This window comes from Acinetobacter sp. CIP 101934, from assembly GCF_000369585.1.
Taxonomy (GTDB): domain Bacteria; phylum Pseudomonadota; class Gammaproteobacteria; order Pseudomonadales; family Moraxellaceae; genus Acinetobacter; species Acinetobacter schindleri.
Genome location: NZ_KB850094.1, coordinates 673,493 through 690,805, shown reverse-complemented (window position 1 = coordinate 690,805; position 17,313 = coordinate 673,493). Strand labels below are relative to the sequence as shown.

Annotated in this window: 15 protein-coding genes; 5 read left to right on the top strand and 10 right to left on the bottom strand. The window is 40.3% G+C overall.

The window, feature by feature from the left end; genetic code table 11:
- Positions 1-66: 66 nt before the first annotated feature.
- The 10 genes from ndk to F899_RS03660 all read right to left on the bottom strand — a co-directional run bounded on the left by ndk (position 67) and on the right by F899_RS03660 (position 10,222).
- Entirely contained in the window at positions 67-498 is a 432-nt protein-coding gene (ndk, locus tag F899_RS03705; RefSeq protein ID WP_004813112.1) for a nucleoside-diphosphate kinase, read from the bottom strand.
- A gap of 110 nt (positions 499-608) precedes the next feature.
- Positions 609-809: a Fe-S cluster assembly protein IscX gene (gene iscX, locus F899_RS03700; RefSeq protein WP_004813114.1), complete on the bottom strand. Its 201-nt coding sequence runs from the start codon at positions 807-809 to the stop codon at positions 609-611.
- Between the two features lie 89 nt (positions 810-898).
- Positions 899-1,450 carry a phosphatase PAP2 family protein gene (locus F899_RS03695; protein WP_005220946.1) on the bottom strand — a complete coding sequence of 184 codons (552 nt, stop codon included), beginning with the start codon at positions 1,448-1,450 and terminating at the stop codon, positions 899-901.
- Positions 1,451-1,519: 69 nt separating this feature from the next.
- Complete coding sequence (locus F899_RS03690; protein WP_004890015.1) at positions 1,520-1,930, bottom strand: hypothetical protein; 411 nt, start codon at positions 1,928-1,930, stop codon at positions 1,520-1,522.
- Positions 1,931-1,942: 12 nt separating this feature from the next.
- Entirely contained in the window at positions 1,943-4,276 is a 2,334-nt protein-coding gene (locus F899_RS03685) for a fimbria/pilus outer membrane usher protein (RefSeq protein ID WP_005220945.1), read from the bottom strand.
- Between the two features lie 44 nt (positions 4,277-4,320).
- On the bottom strand, positions 4,321-5,022 hold the full coding sequence (locus tag F899_RS03680; protein WP_005220943.1) for a fimbrial biogenesis chaperone: 702 nt from the start codon (positions 5,020-5,022) through the stop codon (positions 4,321-4,323).
- Positions 5,023-5,135: 113 nt separating this feature from the next.
- Entirely contained in the window at positions 5,136-5,657 is a 522-nt protein-coding gene (locus F899_RS03675; RefSeq protein WP_005220942.1) for a DUF4402 domain-containing protein, read from the bottom strand.
- Between the two features lie 1,227 nt (positions 5,658-6,884).
- Positions 6,885-7,901, bottom strand: coding sequence for a ketol-acid reductoisomerase (gene ilvC, locus F899_RS03670; RefSeq protein ID WP_004813124.1), 1,017 nt, complete (start codon positions 7,899-7,901; stop codon positions 6,885-6,887).
- Between the two features lie 105 nt (positions 7,902-8,006).
- Positions 8,007-8,498 carry an acetolactate synthase small subunit gene (gene ilvN / locus F899_RS03665; protein ID WP_005220941.1) on the bottom strand — a complete coding sequence of 164 codons (492 nt, stop codon included), beginning with the start codon at positions 8,496-8,498 and terminating at the stop codon, positions 8,007-8,009.
- Positions 8,495-10,222, bottom strand: a complete 1,728-nt coding sequence (locus F899_RS03660; RefSeq protein ID WP_004813127.1) for an acetolactate synthase 3 large subunit — start codon at positions 10,220-10,222, stop codon at positions 8,495-8,497. Before F899_RS03660 ends, ilvN begins: the two co-directional genes overlap by 4 nt.
- Before the next feature lie 690 nt (positions 10,223-10,912).
- Between F899_RS03660 and F899_RS03655 the strand changes: the two genes are divergently transcribed.
- From F899_RS03655 to F899_RS03635, 5 genes are all read left to right on the top strand, one after another.
- A complete protein-coding gene (locus F899_RS03655) occupies positions 10,913-11,239 on the top strand; it encodes a DUF4124 domain-containing protein (RefSeq protein WP_227591025.1) in 327 nt (108 codons plus the stop codon).
- Positions 11,240-11,361: 122 nt separating this feature from the next.
- Positions 11,362-13,983, top strand: coding sequence for a leucine--tRNA ligase (gene leuS, locus F899_RS03650; protein ID WP_005220939.1), 2,622 nt, complete (start codon positions 11,362-11,364; stop codon positions 13,981-13,983).
- A 307-nt stretch (positions 13,984-14,290) separates the two neighbouring features.
- A complete protein-coding gene (locus F899_RS03645; RefSeq protein WP_004813132.1) occupies positions 14,291-14,824 on the top strand; it encodes an LPS-assembly lipoprotein LptE in 534 nt (177 codons plus the stop codon).
- Positions 14,825-14,833: 9 nt separating this feature from the next.
- Entirely contained in the window at positions 14,834-15,820 is a 987-nt protein-coding gene (holA, locus tag F899_RS03640) for a DNA polymerase III subunit delta (protein WP_005220938.1), read from the top strand.
- 117 nt (positions 15,821-15,937) lie between these two features.
- Complete coding sequence (locus F899_RS03635; protein WP_005220935.1) at positions 15,938-17,311, top strand: MacA family efflux pump subunit; 1,374 nt, start codon at positions 15,938-15,940, stop codon at positions 17,309-17,311.
- Positions 17,312-17,313: the final 2 nt, after the last annotated feature.

Below are 17,313 nucleotides of genomic sequence, written 5' to 3'. Positions count from 1 at the left end.
GAATTATTCAGGGAATAAAAAAGCCAGATAAGTATAATAACACTTATCTGGCTTGAATACTGCGAATTAACGAGTACGTGGAGCAATCTCAGTTTGAGCGAAGAAGTAGTTAACTTCACGATCAGCAGATGCTACAGAGTCAGAACCGTGAGCAGCATTTTCGTCGATGCTTACAGCGAAATCTGCACGGATAGTACCAGGAGCAGCTTCTTTAGGGTTAGTCGCGCCAAGGATTTCACGGTGAGCAAGAACTGCGTTTTCACCTTCAAGAACTGAAACAACAACTGGACCAGAAGTCATGAATGCAACTAGGTCACCAAAGAAACCACGTTCTTTGTGCTCAGCGTAGAAGCCTTCAGCTTCAGCTTGAGTCAGGTGCTTCATTTTAGTAGCAACAATTTTAAGACCCGCTTTTTCGAAACGAGCAAAGATTTCACCGATTACGTTTTTAGCAACTGCATCTGGTTTAACGATAGATAATGTACGTTCAATAGCCATGATTGGCTCCTTTAGTCAATGGTTGACATGAAAATTTGGCGCATTATACCGAGATAATCCGCAATTTTCTGCTTTTACTCTGTAAAAAAATCGCTTTTTTAGATTAGGTCCTAGCGCGCCTCGTCAATCCATGCCATTTGAATGGCTTCAAGCAGACCTTCAGTTGATTTTTCAGGATTATCTTCAAAGTCTGGAAGTGCACAAACCCATGCATGCAAATCAGTAAAACGAATCCATTGCGGATCCACGTCCGGGTGTGCTTCATACAGTTCAATTGCGATATCAAGAGTATCAGTCCAACGTAAACCCATATCTATTCCTAATAGCCATTTGCTTCGATGTGGTACTTTAGCAAATCTGGCAGAATCTGCGAGTGTTTAACGGTTCCAGAGCTATATTTTTATAACACAATGTTCAAGAGCGGTGCCAGAGATATAAAACTTACCGCCACAGTTATACCGATGACAGCCCCCATTGCTACATCACTCGGATAATGCAGACCGAGTATCATTCGTGAGGCTGCGACCAACACAGTAAAAGGCAGCATTAAAATCAGTAGAACTGGAACTGCATAACCCAGCATCGTCGTTGCCATGACGGCATGCAGGGTATGTCCTGAGGGAAAACTGTAATAGTCTAGAGGATGGTCACCGAGACGAATAAGCTGATGCACCTGATAAGGTCGGGGGCGTACAGTTTTGGTTTTTAGTACCTTGTAGATTGCCGTACCAACAGTACTTCCCAGAATTAAATACAGCATTTGTAGGCTGTATAATAAACCTTGTAGCGCCCAGGTAGCGATGATCATCACGTACCAGAATACGCCATTGCCAAGCCGGCTGATAATTTTGAAAAAAGCAGCCACACGTCCAGAATGCGAAAGATGATTTAATACTACGCAACCTTTTAAATCCATCTCCATTAATTTTTGTTTTGCATGATGGAATTTCACCGTTTGGCTTCCTGTAATATTTTCAGTCCATTTTATCGATTCTTAGCTACCGAATTATTTAAATCAAATTTAGAAATTAATATCGACTGAAATCCGATCACGATAAGTACCTGCTGGAACACCATTAAAAGGATTATCTACCAGTTGAACAGATACGATAAATTTCTGTCGCTGGGCTGCGCTCTGTTGGAGTGGTACTCCCCACGCATTACCGCTTGCTCCTCTTAAATTTAACTTAGTGCGGAGTTTATAGGCGCCATTAGATACATAACTCATACCATCAGTACTAACCAGATTTTGGCTATTAAATAAAATTGAATAACCAGTATCACAACTGATATTAAAAGACGTGGCTGCCTGGCTACGCTGGTAGCTTTGCAAACGAAGCTCATCATTAGCAAAACCATCAATTGAACAATATTGAGCAGATGCCATGGTGCTCATCGCGGATACTGCTATTAATAACAAGAGTTGTTTCATTATAGTTTTCTCCTACTTGCAAACCGTTTCAAAAACATGTTTGTCCGCATTCTGGAATTGTATTTCATTTAGATTAAATTGTGCCTGGCATTGCTTTCCGCCTTGAGTTTTAATTTTCAGGTTATATGCACCTGCCTTAAATAAATAAAGATAGACCATACCCTGGCTATCAACAAAAGAAGCTTCCTGACTGAGTCCGTCTACAAGAACTTCAGACCCTGCAACCAGCGAATTTTGCTGTGCATCCTTAAGTTTGACAGCAACCCGTTTTGTTTTATAAATCGGAAAATCCAGACGATATCCGCGTTGATCTAAGCCCACCAGTTTCTTAGAAGAGTGTTCAAAAGTTTCATCCATTGCCAGCTGGTTATGATCAAAAGAAATGTCATAATGAATATAAGGAATAAGATTATGAACAAACATATACCCTTGTTTATTGGTACTTCCTACACGTGTTGCCGAGCGATAAATATCAATATCTGAATGTTGGTCCACATTAACCAAGGCAAAAGCGTTATCGGCATATTTGGTCAATGCAACTTTATTCCCCATCCAAACTAATGCGCCATCAAATGTAACTTGTGAATTACGGCGATCCTCATATTCATCATGAGATAATTGCAAGTTACCTACGCTGGTTTTCCATAAACCATAAGCATTGTAGTTAATTTCTTCATCACTTCGGTTTACACCCACGACATAATCAAAGCCATTCTGGGTCATGGTTCGATGGGCATAACTTAAACTTGTTTCATTGTCTGCGGTATCATGATCCAGAGAAATCCGCCCTCGTTCGCCCCAGTTATAATAAAAGGCGATACGAAATCCCTGATCTCCGTCCTCACTAAAATCTTTATAATAGCCAAAATCCGTATATAAGTTTCTCGTTAGACCTTTTGTCGCTCTAATATCAAAAAACTTACGGTCTTCTCTAGGTGAATCATCAAATTCATTATGATAAGATTGATAAATAAAATTAAAATTTAGACCATCAATAATTTTAAGATTAGAAAAGTTAAAATATAAAATACTTGAAGTCTCAATTTCGGAATCATATAAATCAGTATTTAAATATTGATACTCTTGCGTAAAATATCGACTATTTAAGCCAACTGACCAGTATTGGGAACTTCGACTCAAGCCAACTGCAGCAGCATAACCTTGCTCATCTATACGATCTGCCTTGCTTGCTGATACGGCGGTATCTAAAAGAAAATACTTACTGATACCTTGGGTCCACAACACATCTACATTGCTAACATCTTCACTATAAAGTAAATCTAGGCCCAATGTTGTAGAAGAGGTGATCCCTCGGCGAAAATAGAGTTTGCTAAAAAAATCACGATAATCATCATCCACAAGATCATAGTTATAACGCAGCTTTCCTAACGAAATATTGTATTCATTTAGTTTTGGCTTCAATAACCGGCTATTAATATAAACAGGAAAACTCCGAACAGTACGATTTCCAAGTATATCTTCCACCACAATTTGAGCATCACCTGCCTGATTGACGACTCCTCCAGCTGGTAAATTGTAATTACCTGGGGTGATTGAATCCCGGTAAAGTCTTACACCATTAATAAAAAGATCTACCGTAGAGGGTAAGCTGGCGCTACCATTTAAGGCTGGGATATTCCAATACACAAAATCAGGACGATCAATATAATTGGTTCCAAAGCTTAAACCACCAAAACGAAAAGAATTATTTAGCAAGTTATAAGGACTGGTCGTATCACCGAAAGTCAGCTTTAAAAATTTTGTCGGAAAATCGATATCTAAGGTACTGTTTACGCGCAAAAACGTTTGTTCTGTTTCCTCAGGTTCATTCCGATAGAGAAACGCATTTTTAAACAACCAATAATCTTTAAAGATTCCAAACTCTGAGAACGTATTAAACTCCTGATCTTCTTCATCCTTACCATAAAACAGACTATAGTTCACAAAGCCACCAAAGTTTGCTTTTTCCGGAACTTCTATTTCCAGCTCATAATCGGTTCCTACGAAAAAATCTGCAGGAAAGAAGATTTTAATCGCCTGAAGACTATAATCATCCTCGACTGTAATTCCTGGCTGTGTTAAGGAACAAAAATCTTTCTTAGCCAGGTGTCGTGAAATTTTTTCTACCCGTATTCCAATATCAGATAAAGCTTCACATTCAACAAATCTTTTCCCATTCTCAGAAAATGTTACAGTTTCAGTGTGATAATCCACACCATTGATCCATATATTAACGATAAGTACTTCTGGACTTTTTAGTTGATTTGATTCTTGACTAAGTTCTGCATTTGCATTTATCACTCCCATACCACATGCAATCATTAGGAAAAGTTTTGTGGCTTTCATAGCATGATCCTTTTACTATTTCTTATTTTTCTGAGATAGAACTATCACCCTTTTACTGGAAACTCTAAATACCCTGCCTGCTCATCTAATTTAATTTTTAATTTGGCTATGTTCCCAGTTTTAATTTCACCTAATTCAAATTTAATTTTATTACCGCTTAACACATACAAAGCTAAATCTTGTCGAAGTAATTCATTATTTTTATTATCGAGTACAACAACTTCAGTAATTTTCGCAAAAGAATTTTCTGAATTAATAATATTGAGATAGGCTATATTATTAATTTTGTGTAGATCCACACTGAGCTTTGGAGGAACTACCTTTCCAGCAAAAAGTGGTAAAGAAAAATTAAATAAAAAGTTAATCGCAGACTCCTCTGCAACTGGTGTTACTTCCTTAAAAACTACTCTCCAAGACTGTTGTTTTTCCAGGTTTTCCGGCGGCTGACTAAAGCCAATACGCACAATCTGCTTACTTTCTGGTTTAAGTTCAAAAGTTTTTGGATTAAATAATAAAGTTCTATCTTCTACAAGAACATCTTCTCCTTTTTCATCCTGCTGCCATTTAAATGCATTAACTTCATAGATTTTAGATTTAGATAGACCAGTACTTTCGATATTAACCGTAGTACTTTTTTGTCTTTTAAAATCTTGGATATTTAATTGTATCGGATTAAATTTAATTCCTGCAGACAAAGAAGCACTGTAGAGAAGCGCAATTAGCAACCCTATTAATTTTATATTCACCTTTGACTCCAAATATTTAAATATAATTATTATTAATTTTTTATATTAAAGTAGGAGATGTTTAAAACATCTCCTAACGGTGTAACTATTTTATAAGAATGATTTTCTTATTTTTAGAATCGAACCGCTACTGTATAAGTACCACGGTAAGTACCAGCATCAGCGTTGTTATAATCATTTTGTGCAACTGTTGCAGTTACATTAAATGCCTGATCTGCATTGCCTGTACTAGCTAAAGTACCACCATTGTACACATCAGCAGCGCCATTTTGACGTGTGCTCACTTGTACCGGTACTGCGCCACCCGCTCCAGTTAAGGTATTTGGTGCTGAGATTTGCAGTCTGTATGGTGCATTTGTACGTACATTAAATGTTCCTGTATCTGTCCAAGTACCATTTTGTGCTTGAGCCAGCGTTAAGGTTTCATCTACGACATCTAGGTCGCAATGTCGAGCGACATCTAGAACTACATTAATTTTTCCATCACACTTATCACCACAAGCATACTTGCCTGGTTTATGTGGTTTAGTCGGTTTAGATGGACCTGGGCCACGATCTGGGCCACCTGCATATACACTTGCTGATCCTAAGCCAAGTACAACTGATGCTAATGCTGTTAGAACTATTTTATTCATTTTTTTCTCCATTCTTTTAAAAGAATATAAATATTTATTTCGAAGAACGGTTAATGCAAAACTCTTATTGTTATGAGTGTAGCTACCTAACCGTAGGCTTATCTTATTATTATTAGTTCCAAAACATACAAATGTGATAACTTTCACAATATGTTTTATTATTCTTTAACAAAGGCACACTTTTGTCTTAGATCACTATATTCTAAAGAATTATTTTTTCGAATTTTGCAATTAAGACGAATTAAAGAGAAATTTATAAAAACTAATTTTCTATCAATATTTTCAATCTAAAAGATCAATTAAAAATAAGTTATTGTTTTTATTTTATTTATATTAAATAAAAAATAGTTTCATTAAATATTAAAATCTTACAAAACCTTACAATTTACAATCCAATATTTTAAAATAAAAAAATTACTACTTTTATTTTTTTTGATTATTCATATATTTACATTATCCTTCTCATCAAAAAACCATTTAACATAAATAATTAAATTTTTACAATCAATAACTTAATAAATTATTTTTCACTATTTTAATACTTGTATCATAATTAATGACTTTTATTTCTTTTTCTATACAAATTCATTCAACCTTAAATTTTACGATAATTTTACTGGATATAAATTCAGTTCAAATAATAATTCAATTAACTTTATATTAAAATAATTAAATTATTTTTCATTTTAAATATAAAAAATTTAATTGCTTCTGATTTTTTTAAGACCTGTTAATACTTAAGAATAATTTTCAATTAATCATATAAACCATTATCTTCCTATAGCTTATTTTATTTATTAAGTTAGTATAATCCACCCTTAGATCTAATTATCCACATTTCCAAATTATCAAAGAAAATTAATAATCAATAAATAATTAATTAATTATTTTTAAACCCAATAATTTACATTTCTAAAAATAAAAATATAAAAACACCATTCAATTTGAGTGGTTTTTTCCTTTAAATCAAATGATCCGAGAAATTAGTTTTACTCTTTATAACGATCTTATTTTATTGAATCTAAGGTATGAACGAGTACAAAACACTGTTTTGTAAGAAGTGTAAGGAGGCAAAGCACTGCTTTGAATGAAGCACAAGAAGTGAAAGCACACTGTTTTCATCTATTTGAGGCATGAAGTTCAACTCAAATAAATCAGTTTTGTTTTTACAAGACATCAAAAAAGCCCCTGTTAAAAACAAGGGCTTTTAGACTTAGAAATTAGAACTTAGTTCTTTTCTTTATCTACAATCTTGTTCGCTTGAATCCAAGGCATCATCGCACGAAGTTTGTTACCCGTTACTTCGATACCGTGAGCAGCATTTTGACGACGACGTGCAGTCATAGATGGGTAGTTCAACGCACCTTCTTGGATGAACATCTTCGCATATTCACCTGATTGAATACGTTTAAGTGCATTGCGCATTGCTTCACGAGACTGTTCGTTAATAACTTCAGTACCCGTTACATATTCGCCGTATTCAGCGTTGTTAGATACTGAGTAGTTCATGTCCGCGATACCGCCTTCGAACATTAAGTCAACGATCAATTTAAGTTCGTGTAGACATTCGAAGTATGCCATTTCAGGCGCATAACCAGCTTCAACCAAAGTTTCGAAGCCCATTTTAACCAATTCAACAGCACCACCACAAAGAACTGCTTGCTCACCAAATAAGTCAGTTTCAGTTTCTTCACGGAAAGAAGTTTCGATGATACCTGTACGGCCACCACCAACACCTGATGCATAAGAAAGCGCAACGTTACGAGCGTTACCAGAAGCATCTTGATGAATAGCGATCAGGTCAGGAACACCTGAACCACGTTGATATTCAGAACGCACAGTGTGACCAGGCGCTTTAGGCGCAACCATGATTACGTCAAGATCAGCACGTGGAACAACCTGGTTGTAAAGAACAGAGAAACCGTGAGCAAATGCAAGAGTCGCGCCTTCTTTGATGTTTGGCTCGATTACGTCACGATAAAGTTGTGCTTGGAACTCGTCTGGAGTCAAGATCATCACTACGTCAGCTTGAGCAACAGCAGCAGGAACTTCAGCAACTTTAAGACCAGCGTTTTCAGCTTTTTTCCAAGAAGTAGAACCAGCGCGAAGACCTACAGTTACGTCTACACCAGAATCTTTAAGGTTAAGCGCGTGCGCGTGACCTTGTGAACCATAACCAATGATCGCTACTTTCTTAGATTGGATGATAGATAAGTCGCAGTCTTTATCGTAAAAAATTTGCATTGCTGTCTCCGCTTAATGCTTGTTTGTCTGTTTAACCAGGCAGTGAATCTTGTATTTACACTGCCTGATACCCCCTTCTTATTCAGATGAGGAAATACTTAAAATTTAGATGGTGAGTACTTTTTCGCCGCGTGCGATACCCGAAACACCTGAACGAACCACTTCTAAAATGGTATGTTCTGCAAGTGCCTCAATAAACGCATCCACCTTTTCAGTTGTACCTGCAATTTGAATGGTATAAGTCGTTGGTGTTACATCAACAATCTGACCACGGAAAATATCGGCAGTACGTTTGATTTCATCACGCGATGAACCGAGTGCTTTGACTTTAATGAGCATCAGTTCACGTTCAATATGCGCACCTTCTGACAGATCCACTACTTTTACCACTTCAACTAATTTATTCAGCTGTTTAGTAATTTGTTCGATCTTGTGATCATCGCCATAAGTGGTCAATGTCAAACGAGAAAGTGTAGGATCTTCAGTTGGCGCAACGTTCAATGTTTCGATGTTGTAGCCACGTTGTGAGAATAAACCCACTAAACGGGAAAGCGCGCCTGCTTCATTTTCAACAAGTACAGAGATGATATGTCTCATGCTGTGCGCTCCCCTTTTGCCAACCACATATCCTGCATTGACTGACCTGCAATAAGCATCGGATAAACGTGCTCAGAGCGATCAACCATTACGTTAATAAATACGCACTTATCATTGATTGCCATCGCCTCTTCAAGCTTAGACTCAAGCTCATCTGCATGATCAATCTGAATACCAACATGACCATAAGCTTCCATCAATTTTGCAAAGTCCGGCAATGATTCTACATAAGAGCTAGAGTGACGACCTTCATAGTTCATATCCTGCCACTGTTTTACCATACCCAATGCACGGTTGTTCAGGCACAGAATTTTCACGTTCAAGCCGTATTGCTTACAGGTTGAAAGCTCCTGGATACACATCTGGATCGATGCTTCACCAGTGATACACACCACTTGCTGATCCGGAAATGCAAGCTTAGCCGCCATTGCATATGGCAGACCTACGCCCATCGTTCCTAAACCACCTGAGTTGATCCATTGACGTGGACGCTTGTAGCGATAGTGCAATGCGCCGAACATCTGGTGCTGACCCACGTCAGAGGTGATGATCGCTTCGCCATTGGTCACTTTGTCGAGCGCACGAACTACTTGTTGAGGCTTCATCGAACCATCAGTCGGTAGATCAAACTTCAAGCAGTTCACTTGACGCCATTCATCAATTTGCTTCCACCATGCCGCAATCGCTTCAGGATTTGGCTTGGACACATTCATCTGTTTCAGCTGGTTTAGCATTTCGTTTAGTACAGGCTCTACTGCACCCACGATTGGAATGTGCGCCATGATGGTTTTAGAAATTGTCGCTGGGTCAATATCAATGTGAATGACTTTGGCATTTGGACAGAATTTCGCAGGATTATTGGTTACACGGTCATCGAAACGCGCACCAATACACAGAATCACGTCTGCATTGTGCATGCTCATGTTGGCTTCGTAAGTACCGTGCATACCGAGCATGCCTAGGAACTGTGGATCATCGCCCGGGAATGCACCAAGACCCATCAAGGTATTGGTTACTGGGAAGCCCAACAGATGTGCAAGTTCAGTCAATTGTGCTGAAGCATTGCCTTGAACCACACCACCGCCAGAATAAATCACTGGGCGTTTCGCATGAATCAGTTCGTCAATCGCTTTACGGATTTGACCTGAATGACCACGGTATGGTGGCTGATACGAACGCATCTTCACTTTTTCAGGATATTCGTAAGCAAATTTCTCTGCTGGATTGGTCGCATCTTTCGGAATATCAACAACGACTGGACCTGGACGACCAGAAGCAGCGATATAGAATGCTTTTTTGATAATTGCCGGAATTTCGCTGGCATGACGAACCTGGAAGCTGTGCTTTACAATCGGACGGGAAATACCAACCATGTCCGTTTCCTGGAACGCATCCTCACCAATTAAGTGACTTGCAACCTGACCAGACAGGATCACCATTGGAATGGAATCCATATAAGCTGTTGCAATTGGAGTTACGGTATTGGTTGCGCCCGGACCTGATGTCACAAGCACGACACCAGTTTTACCTGTTACGCGCGAGTATGCATCTGCCATATGGCCGGCAGCTTGTTCGTGACGTACGAGGTAATGATTAATTTTGTCTTGTTGAAATAGCGCGTCGTAGATATGTAGAACTGCGCCGCCTGGATATCCAAAAACATGTTCAACGCCTTCATCCGCTAATGCGCGAACGAGCATTTCACCACCAGATAAAAGTTCCAACGTGATTCACCCTAATATTATTCACTGCACAAATGGGAGGCATTTGCAGTGTTCATTCATTAACTGTCTGCACTGTTATAGCACATAAATTTCATAGTTTTCATAGCAATAGGAAAAAAAATCTGGTCTCTTTACTGTTCGAGCAATACAAGACCTAAAACATGTTGGGATAAACATATTTTGCTTAGCTTTGTTCAATTTCTCGGCTAGAGAAATCGCCCACTGCATGAAATGACACTTATTCGAAGGGTGATCGATCTAAGGCATATAAAACTATTGCAGCATTTTTGTGTTTTCAGTCTCTAAAGTCAAGTTCAAAAAACACTCTGTTTCATCTAACTTATAGGGTTTTTGCTGTTTTTCTAAACTTTTATTCAAGATATAGCTTCATAGACCTTCTTTATCTAGCAAAAATATTTAATAAAATCATTATCATAAATATTTATTTCTATAAAATTTTAGTATGCCTTATATAAAAAAAATGAATGAATTTTTCTATTTTTTGATTTTAATGTTTATAAATAAATTTACTTATTGGTCTGTTTATATTTTCTTCAATTAGCTTTTTCTACATTTATTACGAAAAGTCAATAAAAATACTCCTCTAATTATTTAAACTGACTACAATATGCACAACCTAAATGCTGAGACTGCAAAGGATCGATAACCATGAGACGTTCACTGTTTGCCATGTTAACAAACACCCTTCTACTCTGTTTTATGAGTGGAAACACCATGGCAAATCAATACTATAAATGGGTCGATGCCAAGGGAGTAACGCATTACACCAAAACACCACCGCCAAAAAATGCAAAAAAAGCAGGTAAAGTAGAAACTTATGGCTGGAAAAATTCAGCCCCAACCCCTCCTAGAAATACTGAACCTGCTGAACAAACTGAGCACGCATCTCAAGAACAGCTGCAACAATCGCCTCAAGCTCCAGCGAATCAAGACCAGCAGCAACGCGAAGCGAACGAAGCCTTGCAACAATCTAAAAAGCGTGCAGTCGCTTTATAAGGCATCCCTTTAATAGGACAGTCGTTTTTTCTTCGGGAAATGTGAGTGCAAAATTCACTATAAGTGCATTTTGCGCTATGCTGTGCCTCATAATTTTTTAACCGTTCTCTTGTATTACGTATATGACTACTCACATTGACTCAGAATACCAAGCCAGTGCGATTGAGCCTCAAGTCCAACAGGACTGGGAATCGCAGAAAGCCTTTAAAGTTGCCGACACTGTAGAAGGTCCACGTCGTTATATCCTCTCGATGTTCCCTTACCCAAGTGGCAAACTGCATATGGGTCATGTGCGTAACTATACGATTGGTGACGTGATCAGCCGTTTCCACCGTTTAAAAGGTGAAACTGTGCTTCAACCAATGGGTTGGGACGCTTTTGGCTTACCTGCGGAAAATGCAGCAATTGCGCATCAGGTTGCCCCTGCAAAATGGACCTTTGAAAACATTGATTACATGCGTAATCAGTTGAAAAAGTTAGGTCTTGCAGTGGACTGGGATCGTGAATTCGCAACCTGCACACCTGAATACTACCGCTGGGAACAATGGTTATTTGTTCAGCTTTATAAAAAAGGCCTGATCTACCGTAAACTTTCAACCGTGAACTGGGATCCAGTCGATCAAACAGTTCTTGCCAACGAACAAGTTGAAAATGGTCGCGGCTGGCGTTCAGGTGCATTGGTAGAAAAACGTGATATTCCAATGTACTACTTCCGCATCACAGACTATGCGCAAGAATTATTGGATGACCTAGACACACTTAAAGATGGTTGGCCACAACAAGTCTTGACCATGCAACGTAACTGGATTGGTCGCTCGCAAGGTATGGAAATTACCTTCCCTTCAGCAAATCCTGAAGTTTACTCAGATGGTCTAACTGTATTTACCACACGTGCCGACACCTTGATGGGTGTGACTTATGTTGCTGTTGCAGCAGAACACCCAATGGCGCTAAAAGCGGCTGAAACGAATCCTGAATTAAAAGCATTTATTGAAGAATGCCGTATGGGTTCTGTGGCAGAAGCGGATCTTGCCACTGCCGAGAAGAAAGGCATGGCAACAGGTTTGTCAGTTAAGCACCCTGTAACAGGTGAACAAGTTCCAGTTTGGATCGCAAACTATGTGTTGATGTCATACGGTTCAGGTGCGGTGATGGCAGTACCTTCACACGATGAACGTGACTTCGAATTTGCCAACAAATATGGCTTAACCATCAAGCAAGTGATTGATGCCAAAGGCGCAGATGATGCGGACTTTGATGCAACACAATGGCAAGAATGGTACGGTTCGAAAGAAGGCAAATTGGTCAATTCAGGCGAATTTGACGGTTTAGATTTCCAAGGCGCATTTGATGCATTCTTAGCGAAACTTGAGCCACAAGGTCTTGCAAATGTAAAAGTTCAATTCCGTTTACGTGACTGGGGTGTCTCTCGTCAGCGTTATTGGGGTTGTCCAATTCCAATGATCAACTGCCCAACGTGTGGTCAAGTGCCAGTGCCTGAAGATCAACTTCCTGTTGTACTTCCAACTGATGTGGTGCCAGACGGTTCAGGCAACCCATTGAACAAAATGCCTGAGTTCTACGAAACTAAATGTCCTTGCTGTGGTGGCGACGCACGTCGTGAAACCGATACGCTAGACACATTCGTAGAATCATCTTGGTACTATGCACGTTATGCATCTCCAGACTTTACAGATGGCATGGTGAAACCTGAAGCGGGTCAAACCTGGCTTCCTGTCAACCAATACATCGGTGGTGTTGAACACGCGATTCTGCATTTGCTTTATGCACGTTTCTTCCACAAATTGATGCGTGATGAAGGCGTGGTACAAGGTAACGAACCATTCACTAACCTTTTAACACAAGGTATGGTGCTTGCTGATACCTATTACCGTGAAGCAGAGTCAGGCAAGAAAACATGGTTTAACCCTGCGGACATCGAGCTTGAAAAAGACGAAAAAGGTCGTATCACTTCTGCGAAATACAAAGAAGATGGTCAAGACGTTATCGTTGGCGGTCAAGAGAAGATGTCGAAGTCGAAAAACAACGGGATCGACCCTCAAGCGATTATTGACCAATACGGCGCAGACACTGCACGTGTATTCATGATGTTTGCTGCTCCACCAGATCAATCTTTAGAATGGTCGGATGCAGGTGTGGAAGGTGCAAACCGCTTTTTGAAACGTGTATGGCGTTTGGCAACGGGCTTCCTTGAACAAGGTAATGCTGCTGTAACTATCGACAAAGCATCGCTTTCAACTGCTGCACAAGACTTACGCCGTAAGACGCATGAAACCATCCAAAAAGTGGGTGATGACATTGAACGTCGTCATGCATTTAACACTGCCATTGCAGCGATGATGGAACTTCTGAACGCAAACAACAAGTTTGAAGCGAAAGATGACAATGACGTGGCTGTTGCTCGTGAATCGATCATTACGCTTTTAACGTTGCTTGCACCGTTTGCACCACACTTAAGCCAGACTTTATTGGCGCAGTTTGGTATTGAGTTAACTTCTGCTCAATTCCCAAGCGTTGATGAATCTGCATTAACCCGTAATACGCAAACCATCGTGGTTCAGGTCAACGGTAAACTTCGTGGCAAGCTTGAGGTGTCTGTTGATGCATCTAAAGACGACATTCTTGCACAAGCGAAAGCATTGCCAGAAGTTCAACAATTCTTGACGGGTCCAACTAAGAAAGAAATTGTGGTACCGAATAAATTAGTGAATTTGGTGGTTTAAATCCTGAGGAATTGTTTAAGCACTGCTTTAAACAATTCCGCAAGGGGCGATGTGGGCAATTAAATCTATTAACCTCATCCTCTTGCGGAATATATTTCTCATCCCGAAAAAGAAAGTTTTAAAAGCCCCTCATCCTAACCTTCTCCCAGAGGGAGAAGGGACTTTAAGGAATAATCCCTCCTCACATAAAGGTAGAGATTAAAAAACAATTCCCAAACAAAGCCCGTTGCCAGTCAACGGGCTTTGACTTTACAATCCCCTACAGAATTTCAATATTTTCCCATTTTGGAAAAACAGAGGACAGCGCATGCATTTGGGCAAACGTTTAGCAGTAATTGTTTTAACTTGTGGCCTGAGTGCAGGCCTAGTCGGCTGTGGCTTCCATCTTAAAGGTAATAATCCAAGCTCAGTACCTGTGGCTTATTCAGTAATGAGTCTGGCTTTACCTGCCAATACCGAGGAGCTTCAGGAAAAACTGGCAATTTATCTGGGTGCGGCTGGCGTACAATTGTCAAATTCACCAAATGCCTATGTACTACGTGTGCTGGACTATACTCCGCGTCGTCTGGAATTAAACGGTAAACTGGTAGAAACATTATTACGTCTCAATGTGACCTTCCGTATTGAAGATGCACAAGGTAATCCTGTGACTGAACCGCGTACGATCGTCGCGACCCGCACCTATCAATATGATATCGAGACAGTAAATACTGATGACCAGGAACAGGTTTTCCTGAAACAGGTTCTCATTGATGATGTAGCACAACAGATTGCGCGTCAGATTTCGTCGAACCGTCTACCTTTGGCAAAACCTGAAACTCCTACTCAACCGGCACAATAAGACTGAACCATGAAACTTGATTACCTTCAGGCATTAAAACGTGTCTCCGATGCTCGCGGTGCCTGGGTGTTACATGGTCAGGAACCTCTGCTTGAGCAGAACCTGATGGATGCTTTTCGTGCTAGCTGGCAACAGCGGGAAGTTGAACGTCAGCGCTATGATGTCAGTTCGGTCAGTGACTGGAAAAATGTCTTTAATGCATTAAATAGTTTGTCTCTGTTTTCGACTCAATTAGCGGTTGAAGTACATGGCAACATCAAGCCGGACGCTAGTGGCATCAAGCTATTAAAAAGCTATTTGCAGCAGGACAGTGACAATTTATTGCTGATCATCATGCCTAAACAGGATAGTAGCAGCCTGAAATCCAGCTTTTTCCAGGTCATGGATGCCAATGGCGTCAATGTCTCTCTGACAGCCAATTATCCGCGCGACCGTCAGCAAATTTTGTCAGTTGAGGCAGAAAAGCTCGGCATTAAACTTGCCAATGATGCCTGGGTATGGCTGGAACAACACCATGAGCATAACCTGCTGGCAGCCAAAAATAGTCTGATGCGTGTTAGTGATACCTTTGCTGAGATCGATGTAATCCAGGTGGATCATCTGTATGCCTGCCTGCAAGATCAGTCGCGTTATAGTACCTATGACCTGAGTGATGCCCTGCTAAATGGTAATCTGGCACAATCGATTAAAATTTTTCAGTATCTGATTGCTTCTGGTGAGCCATTGAGCTTAATTCTGTGGAGTATCAGCAAGGAAATGCGTTTGTTAATGCAGCTGTTTGAACAGCCACAAAATGCGCTACAGATCGGTATCTGGAAAACCAAAGTTAGCCTATATCAACAGGCTTTACGTCGACTTAGCCCACAAACCTTTTTAGCTTGGCCGGCCCTGTTATTAAGAATTGATGCTTCTATCAAAGGGTTGGGGCATGAAAACCCTGAACATTTGGTGCAGCAAGCCATTGCCAGCATGTGTGGCAAAACTTTATTTCATTAATAGCTTAATCATCAGATAAATAAAATAATAATCATTCTTATTTGTTAAAAAATTCACGATTTATCCTTAATTCGCTTTTATAATCACTCACATATCTCTGACTTAAATCTGTGCACTATGCCAAAAATAAAACCGTCCAAACTGATCATGGCAGTAGTCATTGCCATTGCACTTATAGCCACCGGGTGGTATTTCCTCAAACCTGAAGAACAGCCAACACAATACATTACTGCTGAGGTGACTCAGGGAGATATTGAAAACTCGGTACTGGCAACAGGTGTACTGGAAGCCACCAAAATGGTCAGCGTCGGTGCGCAGGTTTCTGGTCAGGTGAAAAGAATGTATGTGCAACTGGGCGATCAGGTTAAACAGGGTCAGTTAATTGCTCAAATTGATTCTGTACGTCAGGAAAATGATTTAAAAACTGCTGAAGCCAGTATTAAAAACCAGATGGCACAACTTGCTGTGCGACAAGCAAATCTGGCCAAAGTTGAAGCGGAATATAACCGTCAGAAAGCCATGTATGCACAGGATGCGACTTCCCGTTCAGAGCTGGAATCAGCCTTGGCAAATTATAAGACAGCACAAGCGGACATTACTGCAATTAATGCTCAGATTGAACAGTCACGTTTAACTTTAGCCACTGCAAAAGAAGATCTGGGCTATACCCAAATCGTGGCACCGATGGATGGCACCATTGTGGCGATTGTGACTGAAGAAGGCCAGACCGTAAACGCGAACCAGAGTGCACCGACCATTGTGAAGCTGGCAAAACTTGACACCATGACCATCAAAGCCGAGATTTCTGAAGCAGATGTCATGAAAGTTGAAGAAGGCCAAACGGTTTATTTCACTACCCTAGGCAACAGTGAAAAGAAAATCTACGCGAAACTACGTCAGGTAGAACCAGCACCGAATTCAATTAATACCGATACCAATACTTCAAGTTCATCTTCTAGTTCTGCAGTGTATTACAACGCCTTGTTCGATGTACCGAATGAAGATGGCAAACTTCGTATTGATATGACGGCGCAAGTCTATATTGTGCTGGATGAAGCACGAAATGTATTGACCATTCCAGCCGCTGCGATTCAAACCTCTAACCGTCCACAACGTCCAAATCGTGGTGAAGGTACTCAAGAAACACGTGGCGAGGGTCGTTCACGCAGCGAAGAGTCTGCTGCTCGTGATGAAAGCCGTGCTGACAATGCAAAAGGTGAGCGCCCTGCCCGTCTGGAACTTTCTGATGCAGAACGTGCTTTGATTGAACAAGGGAAAGCTCAACGTGCCATGGTTCGTGTATTACAAGCGGACGGTACTGCAAAACCGACCCCAGTGCTGATTGGTCTGAATAACCGTGTGACAGCGCAAGTGATTAAAGGCTTGAAACGTGGTGATCAAGTGGTTATTGCCGATGGTTCAGACACTTCAAATGACAGTGCTAAACGAAGTGGTGGTGGTCGTAGTGGCGCCGGCCCAATGAGAATGTAAGC